Raw genomic sequence first — 26,118 nt, 5'->3', positions numbered from 1 at the left:
TCTCAGGCGTCCAGCCACCCGGTCGAACCGTCGCCTCGCACAACGAAGGCTCTGGTTGCCGGAAACTCGGCAAGGGCTTTGCCGAGGTTTTTCTCTCCAGCAACAAGGGCAGCCGTGGACAGGCCATCGGCGAGTGCGGCCGCAGGCGCTATGACGCTTGCGCCATCCAGTCCGCCTTCAATCGGCAGGCCGGTCCGGGGATCGATGATGTGCGAGCGGCGGCCCGCCTGATCGAAGGTCGTGCCGAGCCGTGCCGAACTTGCTACAGCGGCATCCGTCAGATGGATTCTGGTGCCCGCCTCTGAGCGTTCCGGCACCGGCTGCAAGGTAACGGGCCAGCCTTTGTTTGCGCCGGCGTCAGGAGCAGGGTCTTCATCCGGCCCGCCTCTGGTAACGATCTCACCGAGATCGACCACCATGTTCGTGCATCCTTTCGAGGCAAGCAGGGCAGTGACCCTGTCCGTGATATAGCCTTGAGCAATCCCGTTGAAAGACATGGCCATGCCCTTGCGGGCAAACCGGATCTCGCCCGGGCCGTAAACGACATTCCTGAAGCCCGTGCGGTCTCGGGCGGTCGCAAAATCTCGACCCGTGTCTCCGGTCGCCTGTCTGGCATAATAGGCCCACAACGGCTGAATGGTCGGGTCGAAAGCTCCGTCTGTCGCAGCATGAAGCCTGTCGCACTGGCCGAGGAGGTCGACCATTTCAAGGGAAGGTGCCGGCAACCGTCCATCCGTATTCAGCCGGACCAGTTCGCTTTCCGGGTGGTAGAGGCTGAAGATTGCCTCCAGCCTGCGAATTTCCGCATCCACATTGGCGAACAGGCGTTCTGCTTCGGCGGCACTCTGATGCAGGATATCGATCTCGGCGCCGGCACCCAGCGCGATGCCGCGCCAACGGTACAATTGGGCACGGCCGGCGGCCATCGCGATGCCTGTCGGAAGCGCAAGGCCTGCAGCACCGGCCGCGCAGATCCGCAGGAACCGGCGCCGGTTGACTGGGGACTGATTGGTCATGGTTTGTCTCATTGCGCAGCCCCTTGCATTGCATCCATCGAGAGGGAGGTGGCGGCGGACACATCGACGGCGCTCAACACATAGTCTGTGGGGATATCGTCGAAGCGCACGACGTTGCCCTTGTTCTCCTGCGCGAAGGCGTCGGCTCCGGCTTGCGTGCCAAACGGGATTGCCTCGGGAGCGCCCATGCCGCCTGCCACACTGCTGCCGATGACGAACCAGGCCGCATCCGCGTCGATCCAGTTGTCAGTGCCCGGCTGGGTCCAGCTTTCCGCCCGTTCCATGTCGTTGACATAAACGGCGGCTATATCCTTCGGCTCTTCGGGAGAACGCAGGAAGGCAACCGCGTCACGAACTTGCGTAAACCAGAGTGGATTGGGAATTCCTGTCAGGTGGATCTGGGCCTTGGGGCCATCATGCTCCAGAACGGTCATCTGGCAATAGTGACCGGCCGCTTCCGGTGTCAGATGCATGGCATCCGGTTTGGCAATCTGGACCTCTTCCTGACAGGCAGCCAGGAACCCGAGCAAGAAGATGGAGATGAGCGCGCGTTTCATGGCGCAATCCTTTTTATCAAAAGAGCGGAACCGGCCATGGCCAGACCGGCCAACACGGTCAGGGAGCCAAGGGCGAGCAAGGGATCGAAGGGCAGGGCGTCTGCCACCCCGGCCATGCCGCCCATCAGGTCGCTTGTACCGAGAGCCGCGAGGTTGAAGAGGCGGAAGGCATCAGCCGGGTTGAGCAGGATGGCATAGGGGAAAACGTCGGACGCGAAGACGCCGCTGGGATTGGCAACGAGCGCGCCCAGGAGCGCAAGGTCATACAGGACGACCATCATCAGCCAGACAGCCACCGAAGCCGCTGCTGCGGTGCGCGACTGGCGCGTCAGCGAGCTCAGCACATAACCTGTCGCAAGAAAGCAGGCTCCGAGAAGGATCGAGGTTGCGATCAGCCGGACAAAATCCGCAAGCCCCGAGAGGGAGCCGTAGCCCGCTGCCACAAGCAATCCTGCCGTCAGTCCGTAGCCGACGACCAGGGCAAATGCGAGAACCAGCGTGTGGCCGACGGCCTTGCCGATCAGGAATTCGACACGGGAGATCGGACAGGACAGCGTCATCAGCAATGTGCCGCGTTCGATTTCGCCGCAGATCGCGTCGAAGGCAAGCAGTAGTGCAATGAGCGGCACAAGATAGACCGACAGGCTGGCCAGCGAGGCAACGGTGATGGTCAGCCGGTCGACGCCGAGGGTTCCCGCGGGTGCCGAGCCGAGCAGGGCGAGCGCCAGTGAAAACACGGCCAGGATCATCGCCGCAAGCAGGATCCACCGGTTGCGGATACCAATGCGGATCTCTTGCCCGGCGACTGTGAAGATTCTGGAAAACATGGCTCAGGCCTCCTTGCCAGCGGCGCTGGAAAAATACCGGTAGACGTCATCGAGGCTCGGTGCGTGCACATCGACATCCTCAACCAGGCTGCCAAGAGCGCTGATCGCCGAAAGGGTCCTTATCTTGTCGTCCGCGTTGCAGTTGAATTCGACAGAACGTCCGTTCATCTGTCCGCCGCCGAGGCTTTCGGAGACATGGGCGAGATCCTCTGGCCTTGTCCAGACCTTCAGCCTGATCGGCAACCCGGCCTGGGCCCGCAGGCGGCTCAACACATCGTCCGCGACGAGCCGGCCCTTCGACAGGATCAGGATCCGGTCTGTCCGTGCTTCCAGTTCGGTGAGGGCATGAGACGACAGCAGAACGGTGGTTCCCTGTCCCGCGATTTCACCAATCAGTTCGTAAACCGTCTGCCGGGAGATCGGATCGAGGCCTGTCGTCGGTTCGTCGAGCAGGATCAGTCTTGGCCGGCCGATGAGTGCCTGGGCGAGACCTAGGCGTTGTCGCATGCCTTTGGAATATGTGCCGACCCGCCGTTTCGCAGCCTCGGCCAGGCCGACCCTTTCGAGCAGCGGCAAGGCCTTGGCCGGGCTTTCGCCCTTCAGTCTGGCATAGAAGGTCAGCACTTCCTTGCCGGTGAGCGAAGCGGGAAAGGCGACCGATTCCGGCAGATAGGCCGTGCCGACACGGGCATCGTGACTGCCGGGGGCAGCTCCCATGACGGTGACGTCGCCGTGATCGCGTTTCAGAAATCCGAGCACGATCTTGAACAGTGTCGTCTTGCCGGCGCCGTTGTGACCGAGCATGGCAACCCGTTCACCTGCGTTCAGCGAAAAGGACACGTCGTCGACGGCCTTGTGGCCGGAAAAGGTCTTGCAGACTCCATCCACGCGGAGGGTCGGTGCAGCGAGGGACGTTTCGGTCATCCTTGAACTCCCGAATTCGGTGTCGCCCGCACTGGCGGATGCATCAATGGGGCGTTGTCGACGATGCCGCCTGGCAGCAAGGCCGGAAATTGAGATTGGGTCCAACGCAGCAGCTGAACGGCCGGACTGCCGACCAGAAGCTTGGCAGAGGGTTGGGTCCACAGGACCTGGTCGACCATGTCGTTGGGCCGGTAGGCGGTGTCGGCGATGCCGTCGCCGTTCATGTCGAAGGCCGGGTGGTCGCTCCAGTAGTTGCCACGCCCGTCCGTGCTCCAGTCAAGCTGGCGGCTGCCAACATATTTCACCTGGGTCTTGTTGCCGATGAAAGCATTGCCCTTGAAGGCGTTGTTCGCGGAGCCCGCCGTGAAGTGAACACCGATGGGGCAGCCTTCGAAGCTGTTGTCAGTCACCGTGTTCTTGTTGGCGTTGTACATGAACAGGCACTTCTCGCCGCCGCCTTCGACCTGGTTGCCGGAGATCTCCGCGTGATTGGCGTAGTTGAGCATAAGGCCGTGATTGCGGTCGCCGAGAGAGACGTTGTTGCGCACCTTCAGCCGGTCGGAGAACATCAGCGCGTAGCCGATGTCATTGCCTTCAGAAACGTTGTTCTCGATGACACCGTTGTTGCCATGCATGTAGTGAACGGCAAAACGCAGGTCTTCGAACCGGTTGTTGCGGAACGTGTCCTTGGGGCTGGTGTTGACGAAGATGCCGTCGCGGCCGTAGCGGATCGTGTTGAATTCGGCCAGAAGATCAGGCGCATTCCAGACGTAGATGCCGTTGCCGCGCTCGTTCATGCGCAGGTCCTGGCGGCCTTCGATCAGGTTGTTCGAAACGGTCGCATTGCGTGCGCCATGGACATCTACTCCGGTCAGGTTGTCGAGGATCCGGTTGTCACGCACGATGGCGCGATGTGCGGTCTTGGTCAGCTTGACACCCGCATCCAGCGTATCCTGAGACAGGCCGGAGCCGGTCAGTTCCAGCCCTTCCACGACACTATCGGGCGCGTTTATGGTGACGACGCTGCCGGAGCCGTTTCCGGCAATGCCTGCCTTGCCCGCTCCACTCAGCGTCAAGGGCTTGTCGAGAACCACGGGGCCCTCATGCTTGCCGGGGGCAAGCCGGAGAATATCCCCGGCCTGTGCTTGTTGAAGTGCCTGCTGCAAGGCGCCCTTTTCGGACGGCACCTGCCATTCCTCGGCCTGTAACGGACCGCAGACGGTCAGGCTCGCCACAGCAGCGGCGGACAATGCCAGAGAATTGAAAAGGGCGCGATGCATGGCTCAGGTGTTCCTCGGTTCCACGAACATCCGGCCGCGCATTTCCATGTGCAGCGCATGGCAGAACCACTGGCAATAGTACCAATGGACACCCGGACGTTCGGCGACAAAGGTGACCGAGGCGGTCGCCTGCGGGCCAACCTCCATGGCAATGCCGTAATTGGACAGGCAGAAGCCGTGGGTCAGGTCATCGATATCGTCGATGTTGGTGACGTAGATGGTCACTTCGTCGCCCTGTTTCACCGTGAATTTTTCAAGGCTGAAAGTCGGCGCGACAGAGTGCATGTAGACACGCACCTTGTTGCCGTCGCGGATGACGTCCGCAGCATATTCCAGCTCGACGCCGTCGGCGGCTGCCTGTTTCTTGGCATCGTCAAACCAGGGATGGTTGCGATCCCAGACAGTTGCCGGATTCAGCTTCGACGCATGCACGATGATGCTGTCATGAGGTTCGGCGAACGTCGGCCCGTCATGAACGACCTTCATGTCGTCGGTGGAAATGTCGATGAGCTGTTCGTTCTCCGGTTTCAGCGGACCGACGTTCAGGAACCGGTCCTTGGAGAACTTGTTCATCGAAATCAGCCACTTGCCGTCCGCTTCCGCGGTTTCACCCATGGACGTGGAGTTGTGGCCCGGCTGGTAATGCACATCGACCTTCGAGATGATCGGATCGACATCTTCACCCGCATAGGCGCGGATGGCCTTGTCGACATTCCACTTCACGATCTGGCTGTCGAGGAACAGGGTCGTGAATGCGTTGCCCTTGCCGTCGAAAGCCGTGTGGAGCGGGCCAAGGCCGAGCTGAGGTTCGGCGACAACAGCCGAGCGTGGATCGGCATTGTCAGAGAAGAGCGCGTCGACCTTGGTCACGTCGATCACCGTGCAGGTGGGCGACAGCTTGCCGTTGATGACGATGTGCTTCTTGTCCGGAGCCGCGTTGCAGCCGTGCGGGCTGTTCGGAACCGGGATATAGCGGGTGAACTGGGAATTGGCTTCTTTCCGGCCGTCGACGATCGGCACACCGTTGAGTTCCCGGTAGTTGCCCGCAGCGACGGCTTCCTCGATCGCCTTGATGTTGAAGACGACGCAGTGATCCAGTTCGCTCTCGGTCATTTCGGCAAGGTTCATGCCCATTTCCGAGTTGTAGCTGGTCGAGAAGGCATATTTGCCCTGGTAGTCGGCGTCGCAGTTGTCGAGGTTGCCCGACACTATCACCTGCCAGGCGACCTTCATCTCGTCACCGTCGATGGCGGTGAACAGGCAGGAATATTGGGACGGATCGTCCAGGATCTTGCCGTCGTTGACCAGCGGAGCTTCATGCTCGCCGTTCGCAAAGACATAGCCGGTACGCGGATATTTCTGCGGCCGCATGCCGTGAATGTCATGCGCGTTCGGGATCTCGATGATCTTGTCGCACTTCATCGTGGTGCAATCGATGCGGGCGACGCGCGTATTCGCCTTGTCGTTGGCGAAGATGTAGCGCCCGTCATAGGTGCCGTCGGTGAAGGACATATGCGGATGGTGCAGGTCGCCGTTGTCGTAGGTGACCTTGCCCTGGGCTGCGAGATACGCCTTGGTTTCCGGCAGCAGACCTTCCGTCAGGATCTTGAGAGACTCGTTGGTCTGGCCCCAGCCGGTTGCCGAGCAGCGGTTGAAGACCGGAACGCGCATCAACTCGCGCATGGACGGGAAACCGAGAATGCGCAGCTCGCCGCTCTGGCCCGAAGACCAGAAGCCGTAATATTCGTCGAGTTCACCCGGTGAGAGTTCGAACTTCTGACCGTCTCCCTGCGCATATGCAAGGTCTGCACCGCTCAGGGCAACAGCGCCCATTCCGGCAACAATGGCGGTCTTGGCTGATCCGCCCAACAGATCCCGGCGGGATACGCCGCGCTGTTCGTGAGTGTCCTTCATGGCTGATCTCCTTAGGTTGCCTTTTGAAGGTTATTTGGCCGGCACTGGCGTTTCCGCCTTGGCATTCGTGTCCGGCTTGACGAGACCGGTCTGCACCTCGAACCGCCGTCTTTTCGCGAGCTTCTTGATGCAAACGGGACATTTCTGGTCGTGCTGATACAGAACCTGGCAGTGCAGGCAGTTCAGGCACTCGTTTGGATTGATGTTGCCTTCCGGATGGATGGCCTGGACCATGCATTCCTTGGCGCAGCGGTTGCAGGGGTTGCCGCACTCGCGATACCGCTTCAGCCAGTCGAACATCCGCAGACGGGCAGGGATCGCGAGGGCTGCGCCAAGCGGGCACAGATACCGGCAATAGAACCGCTCGATGAACAGGCCGGCTGCCAGAAGGGCCACCGCGAACAGGACAAACGGCCAGGCGCGCTGGAACTTCAGGATGATGGCCGTCTTGAAGGGCTCGACTTCGGCGTAGTGTTCGGCAACATCGAGTGAGTAGAGCGACAGTCCGAACAGACCCAGGAAGATAATGTATTTCACCGGCCACAGGCGTTCATGCAGACCCCAGGGCACTTCGATCTGCGGGATACGGCACAGCTTGGCAATACGGTTGGTCAGCTCCTGCAGCGCGCCGAAGGGGCAAAGCCAGCCGCAATAGGCACCGCGTCCCCAGAACAGAAGGGCAGCGGCCACGGAGAACCACAGCAGGAACACCAGGGGGTCCATCAGAAAGGCGTCCCAGCTGAAGTCGCTCGTGAGGGCCGAGAAGAATGCCAGCACGTTGACCACCGACAGCTGGGCATTTTCCATCCAGCCGAGCCAGACCAGCGTGAAGGTGAGGAAGCCGATGCGGAACCAGAAGGTGAAACGCTCGTTGCGGGTCACCTGCATCTGGAAGAAGAACACCAGCGTGAGCACGGCGATGGCAGCCCCGAGGATCAGGACGTCCGTCTTGCGGTCATTCCAGATGCGTTTCCAGAGCGCCTGGACACCCGTGTCCTTGTCGGAGGCGGCTCCATTGGACTGCCCTGAAGCTGCGGCAGGCGCTGCGGCTGGTGCAACGGTCTTCAGATAACTGTCGGGCAGGCGGTAGCCGAGATCGAATGTAAGGAACACCTTCTCGATCGGGCCGACCGGACGCTGCACGAGCAACTGCAGCCGGAATTCCCTGGCAGGTTCGAAACCTGAGTCCGCTGGAATGATGAAGAGGTCCATTTCCGAAAAGGCCGGGGCACCGTCAGCGGCGATGGTGCCGACCCGGTTGTGCTGGCGATCATGGAAACGCACCGAGACGTCGTCCTGGATGAGCTGGATGCGATCGAAGATCCCGCCCCGTACATAACCCGAACCCTTGAAGGAGTAGCGTCCCCGGCCGGCCACCAGAATGGCGTGGTCACCGTCGTTCAGCCGGGCCATCAGGTTGGCATATTCCGCTTCGCCCAACAGCGACAGGCCGATTGAAGGCACATCTGCAAGGGCAAGATAAAGGTCGATGAAGGTGTCTGTTTCCGGGCCTTTCTCAGGCCGGTCGACCGCACGTTTGTCTCCCTGAACCACGAAGGATTCGTTGATCTGCGCGACATCGAGGGAGAGGCGCCGAACGGAGCCGTCACCTGTCAACGTCATCCAGTCAATGATGTCGGTCTTGCCGGTATCGACTTCCCTTTGCGGGCCGGTCTCAGCGACCTCGGAAGCAAGGCCACCCAATCCCAGGGTCCGCGCAACCTTCAGGCCCGAACGGATGATGGAATCGTCGATGACCATGATGGTCACGGTCGCGCCGGAAATGATGTCGAGATCATGCGCAGAACCGCCGCTGGCAGCTTCCGCCTTCAGGTCCAGACCTGCATAACCTTCCGTCACCGCCCGGATTTTCTTGTCGGGAATCCCGATCAGGACAATCGGTTCGGAGTGTTTGACCAGTCGAACCCCAGTGATGACGGCGTCCTTGTCGACACCGACCAGTGTGTGGATCGGCTTGCCGGAATAGCCCGTCGTGGAGACGAAGTCTGACGTAAGGTAAACCCAGCCAAGCGTATCCTTGCCGTTCAGGGCTGGTACGACCGGAACATCACTCTTCAGCGGCCCGAATGTATCGGCACCCGGCACGAGTTCGCCCGGCGCAACCTTGTCGAGGTACTGCTGGACCAGCGCATCATCTGCCTTGACCGGTGCGGTTCCTGCCAGGCCCAGCACAACAGCGAGGCTCAGAATGGCGAACAGAAAAATGTGACGGGGATGACCCACGAGACGCGCTCCAAGAAGTCGTGTGTTTTCTCTCAGGGCCAGTTGTCGGCCTTCGTGACCTGGAACTTCTTGACGATTGTCAAGCGTGTCGAAAATGATTTTGGGAAGACGAAAAAAAAGCGCTCACTTGTGGTGAGCGCCTTGAAAAGTAAGTTTATTTTCGTATTCGAGGTGTTGTGAGTATCGGGAAATAGACCCAGGCATATATCCCGAAGGCCAGGATCCACAGGCTGCCCGACAACAGCATGGTTTCGAAATAGTCGAGCGCGGTAAGTCCAAAACTTCGCACCAGCGCAGCGGCGATCAGAAGCACATAAGCGATCACGATCGGCCGCGACACCTTCAAGGGCAAACCCGCATGACCGAGCGAGGCGCGGGTCATCATCGCAAGCGTCATGCTGCCGATCGCCCCGGCTGCAAGCAGATGCAGGGCAGCCGTTTCGGAGTATTCCCCGGTCAGTAAAGTCACGCCGTAAACCAGATACCCGGCCCCAAGCAGCAGATAAGCGGCATGCAGGATCCAGAGAATCGGCTCCCCTCGTGCCGCCCACCCCTGCCAGCCGACAAGGCGTAACAGCGTGACCAGTCCGGCCGCCAGACATAATCCACCACGCAGCACTTCCGGCACAAACGGCAGGAAGGCGAGGGCCGCGAGCAGGACGAGCAGGATACCGGCCCGGTCCAGCCAGACACGTGACACGGGCAGGGGCCCTTGATGGCCCGCCCGAAGCAGGGCATTGCGCGTGAACGCCGGCACGACCCTGCCGCCGATAATCGCGATCATGGCCGTGCTGGTGAAAATTCCCATTCGAACACCTGCCTGGGCGGTGTCGTCCGTCCAGCCGATCCACTCCAGATGCATCATCAGATTACCGGTTAGGAGAGCCGTCAGCAGCGCCAGGAACACCATGTTCCGGGCCTGGGATTTGCGAGCGAGACGCCCCAGCACGGCAGTGGAGAGGACCGGGACAAAGGCAAGATCCACCGCGGCAACGATCACCGGGTCTATGCTGTTTGAAAACCAGATGGCAAACCGTCCCGCGAGCCAGACCGTGCCGCTGGCAATGACAAACAGCGAACCGGCTTCCTTCGTTCCGGTCCAGTTGGGGACCGCGGTCACGAAAAATCCCGCAATCACGGCAGCCGTGTAACCGAAAACCATTTCGTGCGCGTGCCAGAGATGCGGGGCCATGGACATGGGTGTGGAGACAAAGGTCCCTCCGGCAGCGTGAACGCCGAGCCAGACTGTCCAGGCAAGCATGGCGAAAACCGAAAAAATACCGGCGGACAGGAAAAAGAACCTGAACCCGGCGGTTAACACGGTCGGGATCCGGTTAGGGGTGCCCAATGCCCCAAAACGATGAGTTGCCATCATGAGCTTGCCTTTCGGGGTGTTTCTGCCGGCAGGCCGGCAAATGCAGCTGAAGATGAAACAGGCTGAATGGCCCTTGGCTCATGATCCCAAGGCAGGTCCGCCAGTGTCTTGACCATCGTCAAGTCGGATTGGATTTATGACTATAAAAGTCATGTATATCGAAGGAGCCGCCTGGTTCCGAAGTCGTGTTCCTGAAGAGAGCGCCCCTGCCATGCCCAGCCTCAACTGGCTCAATTTTATCGCGGCCTTCCTGGTCTTCTTCGCCTCTCATATGGTTCTGGTCAGGCCTCCGGTACGTCCAGTTCTGGTCGCCTTGCTTTCGCCGCGCGGGTTTTCACTCTGCTATTCGCTGCTTTCACTGGCGATCCTGTGGTGGCTGATTGTTGCGGCCCGTGATGCGCCATACGTTGCGCTTTGGTCTTGGGAGCCCTGGCAGACCTTTGTACCCGTACTGATGATGCTGCCCGTCTGTCTGATCCTCGCCTTCGGGATCGGTGTGCCAAACCCGTTCTCCTTCGGCGGACGGCACAACAACAGGTTCGATCCCGAACGTCCTGGCATCGTCGGCCTGATGCGTCACCCCATTCTGGTGGCTGCGTTTCTGTGGTCAGTGGCGCATGTTGTTCCGAACGGAGATCTGGCGCACGTCATCCTGTTCGGAACGTTTGCGGTCTTCTCTCTGGCGGGCATGAAACTGATAGACCGGCGAAAACAACGGGACTTGGGCATGGCGTGGCCGGCACTGGTTGCCGATATCAAGCGTTCGTCCAGACCGGCAAAGGTCAACTGGCAACCGTTCCTGAGCAGGGCAACAGCAGGACTTGTGCTCTACGTCGTCCTGGCTGTGGCGCACCCCTTGTTTACAGGTGTCGATCCCGTGGCGACACTGATGCCGTAAGGCGCCGGCTTTCAGATTTTACCGGAAATTCTGGCAAGTTCCGTCAGCCGCCGCGCGCAGCGATCCGCCATATCCGCCAGAAACTTGAGGCTTTCGGCATGATCAATCATCTCCTGCCGCGTCAGCGGCTTTCGGCTGAGGTGTGCCAGATCGCCCAGAAAGGATATGCCGGAAACCATATGCGCATACTCGGTCTCGATATTGCCGGTCAGGTCTTTCTGCAGCTTGAGCTTTCGCCAGGTTTCTATCGCGACAATGGTCCGGTCCAGTTGTTCCTTGCACGTGCAGGGCATGTCCAGGCGCTGCAGTTCGCGGTGAATCTGTTCGATGACATCCGGAAACGGGTCGCTGCGCGGTCCGGTGTCCGGCATCAGGCCGGGAGTGTCGCTTTCTTCCATCCGGCATCTCCTGCGAGATAGGCGTTGCAGACAGGCCCAGGCAGGCCTTGGCTGGCGAGATCGGCATTCAATTCGTCACATGTCAGATCGCCATCCAGAAACCGCCTGAAGCTTCCTGCGACCTTCGCCATGTCTACCGAATGAGGAGACAGACGCAGCCGGCGGATACCCGTCGCCTGTAATTGTCCGCTGGTTACGCCCGCAACATGAACGGCATCCGACAGGGTCTGAATTCCGTTTGTCGCCAGGAACCTGCGATCGTCCAGGGTAGCGATATTCATTCCATCCGGATCCCGGTCACAGACAAACTGACAGGCATCCTTGCGCAGCCCATGTGCCCTGGCGTGATAACAACGGGAGGAGAGCGCGAGAGGCAGCCTGCCGAACGCAAAGAGTTCGATGTCCACCTCCGGCACAAGCGCGGCGATTTTCTGGATCGAAACAAGAGGCAGTTCGACCGGAGGACACCAGGCTGTCGCACCTCTGTCGGCAAGCAATCTGAGGCTGGCTTCGTTGTAGACATTCAGAAACGGGCCTGCCGTGAATTCCAGGCCGGCGCGGCCCGGGACCATCGACAGATCGTTGATCTCAATAGGCATGTCATAGCCGGCCTGCTGACGCAGAATCTCTCGCTCCCGCTTGTTGACGGGTTGCGCAAGTCCCGACAGAACCACCTGTTTTCCGGCCTTGGTCAGCATCTCTATGACATCCGGCCAGATTGCATCGGTGAACGGCATGCGCTTGCCGCACACGACTTCACCCAGATACACGCGGTCGATATCCGCTTCCTCGGCGATGCCGCGGTAGAAGTCGAGAAGCCGGTCTGCCGGCCAGTTGAAGAAGCAGGGTCCGAGCGCAATTTCAATATTCGAATGGTCCGGCATCACTTATCGCCATGTTTTCTTGTAGGAGCCGGCGGTCTGACGGCCGCCTTCCGAAAAGGCTTTCAGCGCGCCGATGGCGGGGCCGGGATCGCCGCCGTCCGAAAGACTGTCGACCGCCTTGCGGAAGGCTCCGACGACGCCCGCGATATAGGCCTTGCCGCGCTGGCGACCTTCGATCTTCAGCGCGGTGACACCCGCCTTGGAAAGTTCTCCGAGAAGTTCGAAGGCATTGAGGGAAACCGGGTCCTCGAACAGGTAACCGGTTTTGCCTTCCGCAGTGAACTGGCCCTTGCAGAGCGTCGGATAACCGGCTGCCTGGCCCGCCTCGAAACTGTCAATGGTGAACCCGCCGAGCCGCGCCAGAAGTCTGCCATCTGCGTCTTCGGTATAGTCGACATGTTCCGGCGGCGAACACACGCCGGTCAGGTTCGGCGACTTGCCCGTGGCGTAGGAGGAAAGCGAGCATCTGCCTTCCGTCATCACGCAGAGCCCGCCGAAAACGAATACCTCGGTTTCGACATTGATTTCCTTGTTCAGTGCAGCGATTTCCGGCACGGACAGGACCCTGGGCAGGACGACGCGCTTGACCCCGAAAGTGTCCGCATAAAACCGGATCGCCTCGGGCGTATTGGCGGCTGCCTGCACGGACAGATGAAGCCTGAGATCAGGATGGTTGCTTGCCGCATGGTCGAGGACGGCAAGATCAGCGGCAATGACCGCGTCGGCCCCGCTTTGCGCAGCGGTGTCGACAGCCTCACGCCACAGATCGACATCTCCGGCCCGGGCAAAAGTATTGATCGCGACCAGCACCTTCGACCCCTTGCGGTGGGCAAAGGCGACACCATCCGCCAGCTCTTCCGGCGAGAAGTTCAGCCCGGGAAAGTTGCGCGCGTTGGTCTCGTTCGCAAGGCCGCAATAGATCGCATCGGCACCAGCTTCCGCGGCTGCGCGCAAAGCAGCAGGTGTTCCCGCCGGGCAAACCAGTTCCATCTGCTTTGCTTCGGTTGATCTCATGAGAGTTTCTGCCGGGAACAGTCAGCGTGGGCGGATTTTTGCGCAAAGGCACGAACCTGGCCAAGCAGCTTGTCGCTGATGGTGTTCACCCAGTCGGCCGACTGTCCGCTCAGGCCGAAGAATTCACCCGGAGTGAGGTCTGCCTCCTCCAGCGTGTTGCGCAGGGCCAATACGTGTTCTGTCCTGCCTTCGATACGAAGATCGCGGCTGAAGAACAGGGCATCGCCATCATAGGTGCCGTCCAGTAGCCCCAGCAGCGCCAGAAAGGGGGCGCGCACGATCGCCCTGGCATCGCCGATCCGGCTCTTGTCGCAGATCCGGACCCTGGAGTTGTCCGGGTCGAGTGACAGAAGAAAGGCGTGAGGCAAATCGTCCGGTACGATCGCAATCGGCACCCGGACAACGTCGCCGAGCCTGCGGATCAGGTCCGGGCGACGTGCGACGAGGCGCCTCGTGAGGGTCGACAGCAGCGCTTCCATCGGAGGTTTCGGCAGAGGCGCAACAAGGGAGGAAACAAGCGGTGGCAGGCTTTCCGAAGAGGGGTGTGTTTGCATCCGGATCTCACTTTCTGTGAGCGGAGCCTAGACCGGCATCGGCCCTCGCCAACTTGACAATTATCAAGGCGGGCATCGGTCGTTCTGCCGATATCGCCGGATACTCTGAGCAGCGTGTTGCCACACGCGCATGTCTTGCTGGAAACACGATGCAAAAGACCGGTCGCAATCTGCCTCCCTTTCCTAATTTGCTGAAATTCATGGATTTTCTGGGTCAAGAGGACGATCTTCAGACCCTGAACACCCCAGTGGACCTCCACTTGGAAGCAACCGCCTTGCATCAGAAGGTGATCGGAAATGCCGGTCCTGCAGTCCTGATTTCCAACCCCATCCGGGCAGGCAGGGGCGGTTTTGCCGCACCCCTCCTGATCAATCTTTTCGGCACCTCGAAGCGCGTTGCGAACGGACTGGGTCTGTACCCTGAAAACCTGCCCGACCTGGGGCACTTTCTGGCCAGCCTGCGCAGTCCGCAGCCGCCCGCTTCCTGGCGGGACGCTGGAAACCTGATCCCGATGGCAAAGGCCGGGCTCAACGCGCGGCCGAAGATGACGGGCGTTCCCAAGGATCTTCACCGGGTCGAGCCGGATCTCTTTCAATTCCCCGTCCAGACCTGCTGGCCGGACGATGCCGGACCGCTGATCACCTGGGGAATGGTCGTCACCCGTAATCCCGGCAAGGACGACCCCAGGAGCTATAATCTCGGCATCTACCGGATCCAGGTTCTGGACAAGGACAGGGCAATCCTGCGCTGGCTGCCGTTTCGCGGCGGTGCACAGCATTACCGCCAATGGCAGCACAGAGGCGAGGCAATGCCTGTTGCCGTGGTGATCGGCTGTGATCCGGCAACCTTGCTGGCGTCTGTTATCCCGGCCCCGGGGAACGTGAGCGAACTGGCGCTGGCCGGCATCTTCAACGGCACTCCGTCAAGGCTCGCTCCCTGCGACACGATCGGTCTTCATGTCCCGGCGAGTTCCGAGATTGTCCTGGAAGGGGAAGTTCAGCCGGGAGAGACGGCGCTCGAAGGGCCTTTCGGCGATCACACCGGTTACTACAACGAAGCCGCCAATTATCCAGTCTTCCGGCTGAGGGCCATGAAGATGCGCCGGGACTGCGTCTATCTGTCGACCTTTACGGGCAGGGCACCCGACGAACCCTCTGTTATCGGCGAGGCCATGACGGATCTCTTCCGCCCGCTGCTGCGCCAGGCAGTCCCGGAAATTGTCGATGTTCATCTGCCCCCGGCGACCTGTTCCTACAGAGTGGCCATTCTTCAGATCGCCAAGACATATCCCGGTCAGGCACGGAGGGCGATGATGGGCTTCTGGTCGCTCTTGCCACAGTTCTCGATGACCAAATACGTGATCACTGTCGATCAGGACATCGACATCCGCAACTGGGACGATGTCATGTGGGCTGTCGCGACCCGGTCTGACCCTGAGCGCGACCTGCTCGTTCTGACCGGAACACCGGTCGATCAACTGGACTTTGCCAGCCTGCGCGAGGGCCTCGGTGGCAAGCTCGGCGTCGATGCGACGATCAAGACAGGCGCAGAGACGACACGGACGTTTGCGGAGAAACTGACCATGCCGTCCGAGATGGAAAAGCGAGCCGACAACCTCTTCGCGCAGCTATTTCAGACATCTGGTTCCGAGGTGCGCCCATGAGCCCGCGCAAACGTCTTGTAATCGGCATCTCAGGGGCATCGGGCGCGGCAATTGCACTTGAACTTCTGCGGCTGTGCAAGGCACTCAAGCTCGAAACCTTCACCACGGTGAGCGCGGCGGCGGAACGGACGATCCAGCTTGAGTTGGGTGAGGCAGCCCGCCAGGAAATCCACGATCTCGCGACGCAGGAATATGCCGTTTCGGATGTTGCCGCCGCCATATCCAGCGGGTCATATCCCGTGGACGCCATGATCGTTGCGCCTTGTTCCATGCGCAGCCTCGCAGCCATAGCCTATGGCACGGGCGAGGGACTGCTGGCGCGTGCTGCCGATGTCACACTGAAGGAACGCAGGCCGCTTGTCCTTCTGGCACGAGAAGCCCCGCTCCACGAAGGGCACCTGGAGGCAATGCTCAAGGTTACCCGCATGGGAGCGATCGTCGCACCGCCCGTGCCGCCGTTTTATCTGGGCCTACTCACGCTGGAGGAAATGATCCGGCAAATTGCTGCCCGCGCGCTTGCCATGGCTGGTGTCGATCCGGGAAACGCTCTGCAGCGTTGGACAGGTGACCCAGCCTGAAACTGCATCTCTGACAGCCGCCAGCCGTCAACCTGTGATGTTTCGCCGCGACCAGGCCTCCTGTCAGACTTGACTATGGTCAAATAGCCCGGTTGCTCCCGGTGCTACGCCCTTTTTGGAACAACAAGGGCTCTGCCGATGTCTGAACCTGACCTGCAAACCGAGAGTGGACACTTCCTGCCGCCACCGGCGGCCAAAGGCACGGACGTTCTGACGCTGGCGCATGCAGAGCCGGGCAAGGCGTATCACGTTGTCTGCCTGGGCGAGACCCGCCACGCGCGCATGGAACTTCTTGCGGCCGGGCTTGCACCTGACACGGTCATCAATCTTCTACGCGGCAACGGTTCGCGGCCGCGCATCGTGGCCTGCGGTGACATTCGTGCCGCCATCGGCGCGGATCTGGCCTTGGCAGTTCATCTTTCGCCATGTGGCTGCGGGTGCGACTGTGACAGCAATGGCGAACAACAACAAGAGCACGAACAAGATTTTCCGGGGAGGGACGTCTGATGGGGTGTTCCAGTTGTGCGGCACCCGGCTGCGTTCGGCGGGATCTGCTGCCCTGCGCACCGGCACAGTACCGGGTTTTTCTGCTCGGCCCTGCCAACTCAGGCAAGTCCACGCTGTTCAACATGTTGACTGGCGCCCGGCAAACGATCGGCAACTGGCCTGGCGTGACCGTCGATCGAAAGAGCGGAACGGCTGTCATCAAGGGCCTGACCGTTGAATTCGTTGACCTGCCGGGAGTTTCAAGCCTGTCCGCTCCCCAAGCGGAGCGAATAGATGAGAGGGTTGCCAGAGACGCGCTCGTCAACGTTCCACACGATGCCCTGATTGTTGCGGTGGACCTGTCCGCGCCGCATCGCGGATTGTCCATGTTGCTGCAGGCGCTCGGCAACGGCGTGCCGGTTATTGCGGTTTTGACGAAGGCCGACTGCTGGACATCCGCTGCCGTGGACACGGCCGCTCGGATTCTGACCGAACAGTTGAATGTTCCTGTGGTTGCCGTTTCCGGCAGAACACTTTCCGGGCTCGATCAGCTCCATGACCAGCTTGCACGCTGTTTGCAAGACGGGGAGCGGGGGGTCTCTCCACCCCGGACATCCTTGCCCGGCAACGTCTCCGACGCTTTGCGGGTTTTGCAACAGGTGCTGGCCGGCAGGCCCGAATATGAAAACGCCAACACCGTAGCCGCATCGCGCCGGTTGATGGAACGGGACTGGTTGACGGAAAAACGCGCGAGACAAGACCTTCTTGAAATCCGTGACCGGTTGATCGAGGACACCGGCGCCGTGGAAGGCGTGCCGCTCGACCAGTATCTGGCGGATGCACCCCTTGCACAGGCAACCCTTCTGGTGCGCCGCATCGACATGCCGCCTCCCGCGGGGCGAAGATTTCTGTCCGACCGGTTCGACCGGATCGCCCTTTCGCCATGGTTAGGCCCGGCGCTGTTTCTTGGGGTGATGTATCTCCTGTTCTTCCTGACGATCAATGTGTCCGGCGTCTTCATCGATCTGTTCGACGGGCTCGGTCAGGCCGCCTTTGTCGATACGCCTGCGCTTGTGTTCCATCAGCTTGGGCTGTCCGGCACGGTCGCCGATATTGCCGTCAGCGCGATCGGTACCGGCATCCAGACGGTCGGGACATTCGTTCCGGTGGTCGGTTTCCTGTTCCTGTGCCAGATCTTTCTGGAGGAAAGCGGATACATGACCCGTGCCGCCGTGGTTGCCGACCGTGTGATGCGTCGTCTCGGCCTGTCGGGCCGCGCTTTCCTGCCGCTTGTACTCGGCTTCGGATGCACAATTCCTGCAGTGCTGGCGACCCGGACACTGGACACGCGCGCCGAGCGAATTCTGACATCGATGATGGCGCCCTTCATGTCCTGCGGTGCGCGCCTTCCGGTCTATGCGCTGTTCGCGGCTGCATTTTTCCCGGTTGGCGGCCAGAATGTCGTTTTCGCGCTTTATCTGATCGGCATGGCGGCAGCGCTATTCACTGGCTGGATGCTGGCTCCCCGGCTGACCCTGAAGCGGCCCCGACCCCTCGCAATAGAACTGCCTATCTACCAGATGCCTCCACTTTCCAGGGTCCTGCGCCTCTGCTGGGCCCGGATCCGGCAGTTCGTCGCCGAGGCCGGCAAGACCATCGTCATCGTGGTTGCGCTCCTGTCGTTTCTGAACTCCGTCGGGCCCGATGGCAGCTTCGGCAATGAGGACAATGGCACCTCCATACTGGCGCTCACAGCCCGGCAGGTTACGCCCGTTCTGGAACCCATGGGCGTCAGTGCCGACAACTGGCCGGCAGCGGTCGGTCTTTTCACCGGTATGTTTGCCAAGGAAACCGTAGTGGGTACCCTTCAGGCGCTTTACGCCTCCGGCGAACCGGCAGGCGACGTGGTTCCTAATCCGATGGAAACCGCACAAGCCGCAGTGCTTGCCCTGGGCGAATCCCTGCTTGGCCTCGCGGACGCCCTGCTCGATCCGCTGGGACTGGATGTAGGTGACATTTCCAGTTTTGAAGCCGCAGCCGGCGAACAGAACGTCCAGCCTGCCGTCTTTGCTGAAATGTTCCGATATTTCGGCAGCAAAGGTGCCGCTTTTGCCTACATGCTGGCCGTATTGCTCTACATCCCCTGCGTTGCGACCCTTTCAGCGATTGCCCGTGAAATCGGCGCAGGGTGGGCTGTCTTCGCTGCGGCCTGGACAACGTTCGTTGCTTATTCAGCGGCGACCATCGCTTATCAGCTCAGCCAATTTTCTAACAAACCGGAAGAAGCTGTCTTCTGGCTGTCATTGATGACATTTCTGCACGGATTGTCCTATTTCACCGCAAGAAACTTTGCCATCTCAGTCCGAGCTGAAGAAAGCGCATTCGGTTGATGTTGGTCCGCATTTCTGAAGATCGTGAACCAACTGTTTCGCGTCACCAAGCCGGACGTTCGCTGGTTCTCGGTCCCTTGGATGTTCTGGCGCCGGTATTTTGAGGTGCTGCCGCCCTGCGGACTGCGCGATCAAGCTTGCGCCCTTGGAGTTGGCTTTAAGAACCGTGTTTTGAAAGCAGGGGCATGAAGCAGGAAAAGAGTTCTGCCTGTGATGAAATATTGCATTTTCGGTAGAGCTGCTTGCGAATGACCTTGACCGTCTGGAAGCTGATCCCCAGCCTCAAGCCGATTGAAACCGAAGAGTGTCCGCGCAGGATCAAAAGCGCCACCTGCGCCTGGCGCGGGCTGAGTTTGACGTCCAGTTCCTGCTCTCCTGCCGTGATCAATGTGCTGGTGAGATCGGCTTCGGAATACTCGCCCCCCCCTTCAAGATCGGACCAGTGCTGCTCGATCAGGCTACAGACGATCGGTGCCAGGTCTGCCGCCAGAACAAGATCACGGCTGGAATACTTGCGTGCCGAAGACGCATCTCTTCCAAGGCAGACATGAACCGAAACCCCATCGGAGGGGTAGGCGACATACGCTATTTCATCGATGAGCGTCGTCCGCTGGTAATAGGCTGCGAAATACTCGTTTCGATGGAACTGGTCTGGAGCGATGTCCTTCAGGCGGTACAGCCCGCGCGGCGCCTTCTCCACATGCAGGGCATGAAAGGGATCAAGCAGATAGATCCCGGAGACATAGTCGGTGTCGAGCTTTTCATGAACGCGCTTTTCGACCGATTGCGCAAAAAGCACGTCCGGCTGCCTGTCCTGGAAATAGGCGAGCATTGTGGTGTTGTCGATTTGGAAGCATCGGCTGAGCCATTGAAAGAGCGTGTTTTCAAACGTGTTTCTGCCGATGGACGCGATGGCTTCGCCGAGAAGTTTCTCTGCTGAATTGGGAAGATGCACCGCATACCTCTTTGGGGGTATATACCCCCTCATTTTAAGTTTTTACGCTCCAATTTGTAAATTGAGGGGTATCACCAAGAGGTGCGTATGACCAGTCCCGGGATTGCAGTCTCTGTCGATCGAGTCGTCAAACGCTACGGAAGCGTGACCGCCCTTCACGGCGTTTCACTGGATATCCGGGAAAACGAGTTCTTCACCCTGCTGGGGCCGTCGGGCTGTGGCAAGACAACATTGCTGCGGGCGATAGCCGGATTTGAAGACGTTACGGAAGGCCATATCCGCCTGAAAGGAAAGGATCTGGTTGACCAGCCTCCTTTCAAGCGGCCGGTCAACACCGTATTCCAGCAATATGCTCTGTTCCCGCATATGAGCGTGACCGAAAATGTCATGTTCGGCCTGTTGCGCAAGGGCTGGAACCGGCAGGAGGCGGAACGCCGTGTGCGTGATGTGCTGGAGCTGGTTCAGCTGTCTGATTTTGCCGCCCGTAAACCCGGTCAGCTGTCCGGCGGCCAGCAGCAGCGCGTTGCGCTTGCCAGGGCCCTTGCCCCGCGGCCGGAAGTCCTGCTTCTCGACGAGCCGCTCTCCGCCCTCGATCTGAAACTGCGGCAGGCTGTGCGCATGGAGCTCAAGGCCATTCAGCGTGAAACAGGCATTGCCTTCATCTTCGTGACCCACGACCAGGAAGAGGCGCTGACCATGTCGGACAGGATTGCGGTCATGTCCTCAGGTCACGTGCAGCAAGTGGGCCCGCCCAGGGAAATCTACGAAGCCCCGATCAATCGTTTCGTCGCGGACTTCATCGGCGAGACCAACCTGCTGGACGTGACGGTCGAGTCCGTCAACAACGGTATGGCCAAGGTCCTGTTGCCTGGAAACCGGAGCTTCGAATGCCCTGCTGCGGCCGTAGATGCACGTGGCCCGGGGCATTTGTCCGTGCGCCCGGAGCGCATATCCATTTGTGCCGAGGCGGCGGGGGACCTGATCGCGACGGTCACGGGGCACACCTATCTTGGCACTGACAATCAGCTGCACGTGAAGCTGGTCGACGGCGAGGTCATGAGTATCCGTTTGCAGAACACGGAAAGCACGCTCCTGCCGAAAGCCGGGGACGTTATCGGTCTCAATCTGGAAGCAGACGCCGCGCGTCTGCTGGCAGACTGATGGCGGCCGGAGCGCCTGTCGGCGCGGGCGGTACGTCCCACATCTACCAGGGCAGCGGCTGGAAACTGCTGGCACCCTCCTGGATCATCATTGGCATCTTCCTGCTTGCCCCCGTTGTGATGATGGCTGTCTATTCCTTCCTGACGAAGGAGTTCCGGGGCGGCGTGATCTGGGAGTTCTCGCTAGACGCCTATGACCAGTTCTTTTTCGATCGCGGCCTCTTCGGCGATGAACCTCCCACCCTGGAATGGACCTATATCGGCATCTTCTGGCGATCAATCTGGCAGGCTGGCCTCGCCACGATCACCTGCCTTCTGATCGGTTTTCCGACGGCCTGGTTCATTGCCACGAGAAATCCCGAGTCCCGTTCGATCTGGCTGTTTCTCGTCACCATTCCCTATTGGGTCAACCTTTTGATCCGGACGGTGTCGATGAAGTTCCTGATCCGCGACACCGGCCCCCTGAACGAATTCCTGCTGGCGCTGCATGTCATTGAAGAGCCGCTCGGCCTGATCAATACGAACTTCGCCGTGCAGCTCGGCCTCTTCTATTCCTACCTTCCCTTCATGGTGCTTCCGATCTATGCGGCCGTGGAGCGCTACGACTTTTCTCTCTCCGAGGCTGCTGCGGATCTTTACGCAGGCACCTGGACGATCCTCTGGCTGGTGATCCTGCCAGTCGTCAGGCCAGGCATCATCGCAGGCTGCATCCTGGTTTTTGTTCCCTCTCTCGGAGCCTTTCTGGCGCCGGATCTTCTGGGCGGGGCCAAAACCTTCATGATCGGCTCGCTGATCGAGGAACAGTTCAAGGGCAACGCCGGGAACTGGCCGTTCGGTGCCGCAGCCTCCATGATCCTCCTGACCATCGTGATGTGCGTTCTGCTGGTCTATGCCCGCAATCAGAACAAGGCGGAGGTGCGCTGATGGCCGGCTCGACAAACCTGCGCCGCTTTCCCGGTTTTCTCGCGGTCACGATCGCCTGTCTTTTCGTGCTCTATGCGCCTCTGATTGTCGTTGCTGTCTATTCCTTCAATGCGTCGACCTCGATCACCAATTGGGGCGGCGTCTCCCTGACCTGGTATCTGGATGTCTTTACCGGGCCGGAAGCACCGAAGTTCCAGCAGGCTGCACTCAACTCCCTGATCATCGCGGTTTGCGCCTCGGTCATCGCAACCATCGTTGCCACCCTTGCGGCCGTCGCCATGACCCGTGCCGGCGGTTTCCGGGGCAAGACGCTGTCCTTCGCGCTGATCAATCTGCCCCTGATGGTGCCGGAGGTGGTCACCGCCGTGGCGAGCCTGGTGTTTTTCTCCGCAATCGGCTTCACCACCGGACTGACGACCATCCTGATCGCGCACACCGTCTTCTGCATACCATTTGCCTACCTGCCCATTTCGGCGCGCATGCAATCGATCCCGGACATGTACGAGCAAGCCGCGATGGACCTTTACGCCACGCCGCGCGAAGCGTTCAAACTTGTGCTGCTTCCCTTGATGACGCCGGGCATTCTCTCCGGCTTCCTGCTCGCCTTCATCATCTCCCTCGACGACTTCCTGATTACGAACTTCGTCAAGGGCGCCGGTATCGAGACCCTGCCGACGGCCATTTTCGGGTCCGTCAAACAGGGCATCAAACCAAACATAATGGCCATTTCCACCCTGATGCTCGTCGTATCGGTGGTCTTCGTTTCCCTGTCCTGGCTGGTCGGCCGGATGGGGCAAGAAAAAACATAAAAAGCTGACTCAGCAACCAACCAGACAGAGTGGAGAATTTCATGAGGAAACTACTCGCATCAACTGCCGTGGCCCTGTTGGCCCTGACTGCCGGAGCCCACGCCGAAGGCAAACTCTCGATCTACCATTGGTTCGAGTACATCCCGCAGGAGCTGCTCGACAAATTCGCCGAGGAATATGACGTCGAAGTCACCATGGACACCTTCGACAGCAACGAGGCCTTGCTCGCCTCGCTGAAGGCGGGAAAGCTGGGAAGCTACGACGTGGCCGTGCCCGGCGACTACATGGTCAAGATCATGCGGGACGAAGGCATGCTGGACACCTTCGAGGCGTCCGAACTGCCCAACTTCGGCAACATCGAAGACAGATGGGTGGACGTGGAATTCGATCCGGGCCGCAAGAGTTCAATTCCCTATCAGTGGGGGTCAACCTCGTTCTCGGTGAACAAGGTTCTCTACAAGGGCGAACTCGACAGTCTTTCCCTGATCTTTGACGCGCCGGAAGAGTTGAAAGGCAAGATCAATGTGCTGGATACGGCCGGCGAAACGCTGACCCTGGCATCGCTCTACCTCGGCATTCCCCAGTGCACATCCGACAGGGAGCACCTCAAGGAACTCAACGCCCTGGTCCAGAAAGCCAAGGCCGACTGGGCCTCGTTCGGGTCTGACGTTGCCAAGGATGTTCTGGTCTCCGGCGATGCCGCGGCCGGCATGATCTGGTCGGGCTTTTCCGCCAAGGCGCGCTCGGAAGGGGCCAACATCGAATATGTCTTCCCTAAGGAAGGCATGATCGTGTGGATGGACAACGTCGTGCTTCTGAAGGACGCCCCCAACCGTGAAAACGCATTGAAGTTCATGAACTTCCTGCTGGAGCCGGAAAACGCCGCTGCTGTCACCAACTACGCGCAGTACACCGCAGGCGTGAAGGGGGTCGGCGAATTCCTCAAGCCGGAAGTGGCCAACTCGCCTGAATCTAATCCGCCGGCAGACCAGAAGGGTGTCTTCGTCGAGGCCTGTCCGCAAGACGTCCAGGTTCTTTACGACGCCATCTGGACCAACCTGAAAAAGTAGAAACAAGGTATCGGAAGACCATGAAACTGGCGCTTTATCAGGGTCCTGCCACCTGCGGGGACATCGAGGCGGGCTTCAGCCGGCTCGAAACCCAGTTGACGGCAGCCGCCATGGCTGGCGCCAGTATGGTCGTCTTCCCCGAACTTTTTCTGCCCGGGTACAATCGCCCGGACATGCACCAATCCCTCGCCCAGCCTCTGGGCGGGGAGTGGTGTGAGCGACTGTCGAAACTGGCTCAAAAAGCCGGGTGCGGTCTGACGGTCGGTTGGAGCGAACGCTGCGATGAAGCCGTCTATAATGCCGCCACGGCCTTCGGCACCAGCGGCGAACAGCTTGGTCACTATCGAAAGATACAGCTTTTCGGCGAGATGGAAAAAGCCAGCTTCAACTTCGGGACGCAGTACACGGTGTTCGAGTTCGGTGGCCGCAAGACAGCACTCCTGATTTGCTACGATGTCGAGTTTCCGCAGCATTGCCGGCGACTGGCGGAGCAGGGGGTTTCCCTGGTGCTGGTGCCGACTGCCAATCCGCAGCGTTTCGAGCATGTGTCCCACACTTTCGTGCCAGCGCGTGCGGCCGAAGCCGGGCTGACCATCGTCTATGCCAATTTCTTCGGTGCCGATGGTGACATCACCTTTGGCGGCCACTCCCTGATTGCCGGTCCCGATGCGCGGGTTCTGGCAAGCGCTGGGGTCGGTGAAACTCTTCTGGTGGCGGACCTCGCGCCAGTTTCAGACATCCCGCGGGACCTTCTGTCCCGGCAAGACCAGGATTATCGGGAGGGAAATTTCCAATGAATATTAAAACGGATATCAGCACAGATGCGGTTTTGACCGCCGACACCCACCTGATTCAGTCCTTTGCTGACTTGAACCTGCTCAAACAGGACGGTGCCCGCACGGTGATCGTCGGTGCTGAAGGCGCCATGGTGCGTGACAGCGAAGGCAATGAGCTGATCGATGGTATCGGTGGGCTCTGGTGTTCCAACGTCGGTCACGGACGACGGGAAATTATCGACGCGATTACGAAGCAGTTGAATGAACTGGACTTTTATTCAACGTTCTACAACTTCACCCACCCGACGGCCGCGGCCTTGGCGGAAAAACTCGCCGAGTTGGCACCCGGCCAGCTCAACAAGGTCTATTTCGGCAATTCGGGTTCTGTCGCAAATGACAGCGCTGTGCGCATCCTGCACCATTACAACAATCGGCTGGGGCGCCCGAAAAAGAAAAAGATCCTGAGCCGCATCGGGGCCTACCACGGCTCGACCCATCTTGCGATTGCAATGACGACACCGGCCTATTCCGTGGGATGGGATCATGTGGAGGGCCTCGTTCACCACCTGAAAAGCCCGCATTACTGGCGCGAAGGCGACGGGATGACCGAAGCCGAATTCTGCGATGCGCTGGTTGAGGACCTGAAGGACACCATCGAGCGTCTGGGGGCGGAGAACATTGCCGCCTTTGTTGCCGAGCCTATCCAGGGGGCCGGAGGCGTCGTCGTGCCGCCTGAGGGGTATCACGCGCGCATGGCGAAAGTCTGCGCGGACAATGACATCAAGTATATTGCGGACGAGGTGGTAACCGCCTTTGGCCGCCTTGGCCATTTCTTCGCCTCGCAGGACGTCTTTGGTCACACGCCGGACATCATCAATACGGCAAAGGGTCTGACGTCAGGCTACCAACCCCTGTCGGCCACCATCGTGTCGGACGAAATCCATGAAGTCATTTCGCGCCCTGGCGGAATGTTCCTGCATGGCATGACGTATTCCGGTCATCCGGCGGCCGCTGCCGCGGGTCTTGCCAATATCGCTCTCATGGAAAAGGAGCAGATACCCGAGAAGGCACGTGTCACCGGCAAGTTGTTCGAGAACACCCTGCGGGGTCTGGCGGATCTCGACATCGTCGGCGAGGTGCGGGGCAGTCACTTCATGATGGGCGTTGAGTTCGTCAGGGACAAGGAGACCCGGGAAAGTTTCGCTCCCGAGGATGCCATCGGGTTGAAACTCGCCCGGGCCGCGCAGAAACGGGGGCTGATTGCCCGCCCGCTCGGGAATATTCTGATCCTCTCGCCAACGTTGATCCTCACCGAGGCACAAATCGGCCAGATTGGCGACATCTTGCGTGAGAGTATCGCAGACGTCAGTCGAAACTTGTGACACCTTCGAGCCGGGGCACCTTGAACAAAGGTGCCCCGC

Annotated in this window: 24 protein-coding genes; 11 read left to right on the top strand and 13 right to left on the bottom strand. The window is 60.0% G+C overall.

Going from position 1 to position 26,118, the window contains the following annotated elements:
• Positions 1 to 2 precede the first annotated feature (2 nt).
• The 8 genes from SIAM614_RS22395 to SIAM614_RS22355 all read right to left on the bottom strand — a co-directional run bounded on the left by SIAM614_RS22395 (position 3) and on the right by SIAM614_RS22355 (position 10,134).
• A complete protein-coding gene (locus SIAM614_RS22395; protein ID WP_040440844.1) occupies positions 3 to 1,016 on the bottom strand; it encodes an FAD:protein FMN transferase in 1,014 nt (337 codons plus the stop codon).
• 8 nt (positions 1,017 to 1,024) lie between these two features.
• Positions 1,025 to 1,573 (bottom strand): nitrous oxide reductase accessory protein NosL, encoded by a 549-nt coding sequence (locus tag SIAM614_RS22390; protein ID WP_006938159.1) that lies wholly within the window; start codon positions 1,571 to 1,573, stop codon positions 1,025 to 1,027.
• Positions 1,570 to 2,400 carry an ABC transporter permease gene (locus SIAM614_RS22385; protein ID WP_006938158.1) on the bottom strand — a complete coding sequence of 277 codons (831 nt, stop codon included), beginning with the start codon at positions 2,398 to 2,400 and terminating at the stop codon, positions 1,570 to 1,572. The genes SIAM614_RS22390 and SIAM614_RS22385 overlap by 4 nt, the downstream gene beginning before the upstream one ends.
• 3 nt (positions 2,401 to 2,403) lie before the next feature.
• Positions 2,404 to 3,324, bottom strand: a complete 921-nt coding sequence (locus tag SIAM614_RS22380; protein WP_006938157.1) for an ABC transporter ATP-binding protein — start codon at positions 3,322 to 3,324, stop codon at positions 2,404 to 2,406.
• Entirely contained in the window at positions 3,321 to 4,604 is a 1,284-nt protein-coding gene (locus tag SIAM614_RS22375) for a nitrous oxide reductase family maturation protein NosD (RefSeq protein WP_081455316.1), read from the bottom strand. The genes SIAM614_RS22380 and SIAM614_RS22375 overlap by 4 nt, the downstream gene beginning before the upstream one ends.
• Positions 4,605 to 4,607: 3 nt before the next feature.
• Entirely contained in the window at positions 4,608 to 6,518 is a 1,911-nt protein-coding gene (gene nosZ, locus SIAM614_RS22370) for a TAT-dependent nitrous-oxide reductase (protein WP_006938155.1), read from the bottom strand.
• 30 nt (positions 6,519 to 6,548) lie between these two features.
• Positions 6,549 to 8,762 (bottom strand): NosR/NirI family protein, encoded by a 2,214-nt coding sequence (locus SIAM614_RS22365; protein WP_006938154.1) that lies wholly within the window; start codon positions 8,760 to 8,762, stop codon positions 6,549 to 6,551.
• A 154-nt stretch (positions 8,763 to 8,916) separates the two neighbouring features.
• Positions 8,917 to 10,134 carry an NnrS family protein gene (locus SIAM614_RS22355; RefSeq protein ID WP_081455321.1) on the bottom strand — a complete coding sequence of 406 codons (1,218 nt, stop codon included), beginning with the start codon at positions 10,132 to 10,134 and terminating at the stop codon, positions 8,917 to 8,919.
• Between the two features lie 139 nt (positions 10,135 to 10,273).
• Between SIAM614_RS22355 and SIAM614_RS22350 the strand changes: the two genes are divergently transcribed.
• On the top strand, positions 10,274 to 11,035 hold the full coding sequence (locus SIAM614_RS22350; RefSeq protein WP_229597993.1) for an NnrU family protein: 762 nt from the start codon (positions 10,274 to 10,276) through the stop codon (positions 11,033 to 11,035).
• An 11-nt stretch (positions 11,036 to 11,046) separates the two neighbouring features.
• Here the strand turns inward: SIAM614_RS22350 and SIAM614_RS22345 are convergent, their stop codons facing one another.
• From SIAM614_RS22345 to ubiT, 4 genes are read right to left on the bottom strand one after another with little or no spacing between them, the layout of a single operon-like run.
• The gene (locus SIAM614_RS22345; protein ID WP_006938146.1) at positions 11,047 to 11,433 is read right to left on the bottom strand and encodes a hypothetical protein; all 387 of its coding nucleotides are present in this window, start codon (positions 11,431 to 11,433) and stop codon (positions 11,047 to 11,049) included.
• Positions 11,406 to 12,317 (bottom strand): ubiquinone anaerobic biosynthesis protein UbiV, encoded by a 912-nt coding sequence (gene ubiV / locus SIAM614_RS22340; RefSeq protein WP_006938145.1) that lies wholly within the window; start codon positions 12,315 to 12,317, stop codon positions 11,406 to 11,408. The genes SIAM614_RS22345 and ubiV overlap by 28 nt, the downstream gene beginning before the upstream one ends.
• A gap of 3 nt (positions 12,318 to 12,320) precedes the next feature.
• A complete protein-coding gene (ubiU, locus tag SIAM614_RS22335; protein ID WP_040440870.1) occupies positions 12,321 to 13,307 on the bottom strand; it encodes a ubiquinone anaerobic biosynthesis protein UbiU in 987 nt (328 codons plus the stop codon).
• Between the two features lie 20 nt (positions 13,308 to 13,327).
• Positions 13,328 to 13,885: a ubiquinone anaerobic biosynthesis accessory factor UbiT gene (gene ubiT, locus SIAM614_RS22330; RefSeq protein WP_050789458.1), complete on the bottom strand. Its 558-nt coding sequence runs from the start codon at positions 13,883 to 13,885 to the stop codon at positions 13,328 to 13,330.
• Between the two features lie 149 nt (positions 13,886 to 14,034).
• Here ubiT and SIAM614_RS22325 point away from each other — a divergent pair, with 149 nt between their 5' ends.
• From SIAM614_RS22325 to feoB, 4 genes are all read left to right on the top strand, one after another.
• A complete protein-coding gene (locus tag SIAM614_RS22325) occupies positions 14,035 to 15,549 on the top strand; it encodes a UbiD family decarboxylase (protein ID WP_050789457.1) in 1,515 nt (504 codons plus the stop codon).
• On the top strand, positions 15,546 to 16,127 hold the full coding sequence (locus tag SIAM614_RS22320) for a UbiX family flavin prenyltransferase (protein ID WP_006938134.1): 582 nt from the start codon (positions 15,546 to 15,548) through the stop codon (positions 16,125 to 16,127). The genes SIAM614_RS22325 and SIAM614_RS22320 overlap by 4 nt, the downstream gene beginning before the upstream one ends.
• Before the next feature lie 138 nt (positions 16,128 to 16,265).
• The gene (locus SIAM614_RS22315; RefSeq protein WP_006938131.1) at positions 16,266 to 16,634 is read left to right on the top strand and encodes a ferrous iron transport protein A; all 369 of its coding nucleotides are present in this window, start codon (positions 16,266 to 16,268) and stop codon (positions 16,632 to 16,634) included.
• On the top strand, positions 16,634 to 19,003 hold the full coding sequence (gene feoB, locus SIAM614_RS22310; protein WP_006938130.1) for a ferrous iron transport protein B: 2,370 nt from the start codon (positions 16,634 to 16,636) through the stop codon (positions 19,001 to 19,003). Before SIAM614_RS22315 ends, feoB begins: the two co-directional genes overlap by 1 nt.
• 157 nt (positions 19,004 to 19,160) lie before the next feature.
• On the opposite strand, the gene SIAM614_RS22305 is transcribed toward feoB, so the two are convergent.
• Positions 19,161 to 19,958 carry a helix-turn-helix transcriptional regulator gene (locus SIAM614_RS22305; protein WP_006938129.1) on the bottom strand — a complete coding sequence of 266 codons (798 nt, stop codon included), beginning with the start codon at positions 19,956 to 19,958 and terminating at the stop codon, positions 19,161 to 19,163.
• Between the two features lie 87 nt (positions 19,959 to 20,045).
• Here SIAM614_RS22305 and SIAM614_RS22300 point away from each other — a divergent pair, with 87 nt between their 5' ends.
• Genes SIAM614_RS22300 through SIAM614_RS22275 form a run of 6 tightly spaced genes read left to right on the top strand, consistent with a single transcriptional unit; the run spans position 20,046 to position 26,079 of the window.
• Entirely contained in the window at positions 20,046 to 21,119 is a 1,074-nt protein-coding gene (locus SIAM614_RS22300) for an ABC transporter ATP-binding protein (protein WP_006938128.1), read from the top strand.
• On the top strand, positions 21,119 to 22,042 hold the full coding sequence (locus SIAM614_RS22295; RefSeq protein ID WP_006938127.1) for an ABC transporter permease: 924 nt from the start codon (positions 21,119 to 21,121) through the stop codon (positions 22,040 to 22,042). The genes SIAM614_RS22300 and SIAM614_RS22295 overlap by 1 nt, the downstream gene beginning before the upstream one ends.
• Positions 22,042 to 22,851, top strand: coding sequence for an ABC transporter permease (locus SIAM614_RS22290; protein WP_006938126.1), 810 nt, complete (start codon positions 22,042 to 22,044; stop codon positions 22,849 to 22,851). Before SIAM614_RS22295 ends, SIAM614_RS22290 begins: the two co-directional genes overlap by 1 nt.
• Positions 22,852 to 22,892: 41 nt before the next feature.
• Positions 22,893 to 23,921 carry an extracellular solute-binding protein gene (locus tag SIAM614_RS22285; RefSeq protein WP_040440841.1) on the top strand — a complete coding sequence of 343 codons (1,029 nt, stop codon included), beginning with the start codon at positions 22,893 to 22,895 and terminating at the stop codon, positions 23,919 to 23,921.
• Positions 23,922 to 23,941: 20 nt separating this feature from the next.
• Positions 23,942 to 24,718 carry a carbon-nitrogen hydrolase family protein gene (locus SIAM614_RS22280; RefSeq protein ID WP_006938117.1) on the top strand — a complete coding sequence of 259 codons (777 nt, stop codon included), beginning with the start codon at positions 23,942 to 23,944 and terminating at the stop codon, positions 24,716 to 24,718.
• Positions 24,715 to 26,079: an aminotransferase class III-fold pyridoxal phosphate-dependent enzyme gene (locus SIAM614_RS22275; RefSeq protein ID WP_006938114.1), complete on the top strand. Its 1,365-nt coding sequence runs from the start codon at positions 24,715 to 24,717 to the stop codon at positions 26,077 to 26,079. Before SIAM614_RS22280 ends, SIAM614_RS22275 begins: the two co-directional genes overlap by 4 nt.
• Positions 26,080 to 26,118 lie beyond the last annotated feature (39 nt).

The organism is Roseibium aggregatum IAM 12614 (assembly GCF_000168975.1).
In the GTDB taxonomy this organism is placed as follows: Bacteria; Pseudomonadota; Alphaproteobacteria; order Rhizobiales; family Stappiaceae; genus Roseibium; species Roseibium aggregatum.
Note: the sequence above shows the minus strand (reverse complement) of the source record. Positions and strands in the feature narration are given on the sequence as shown.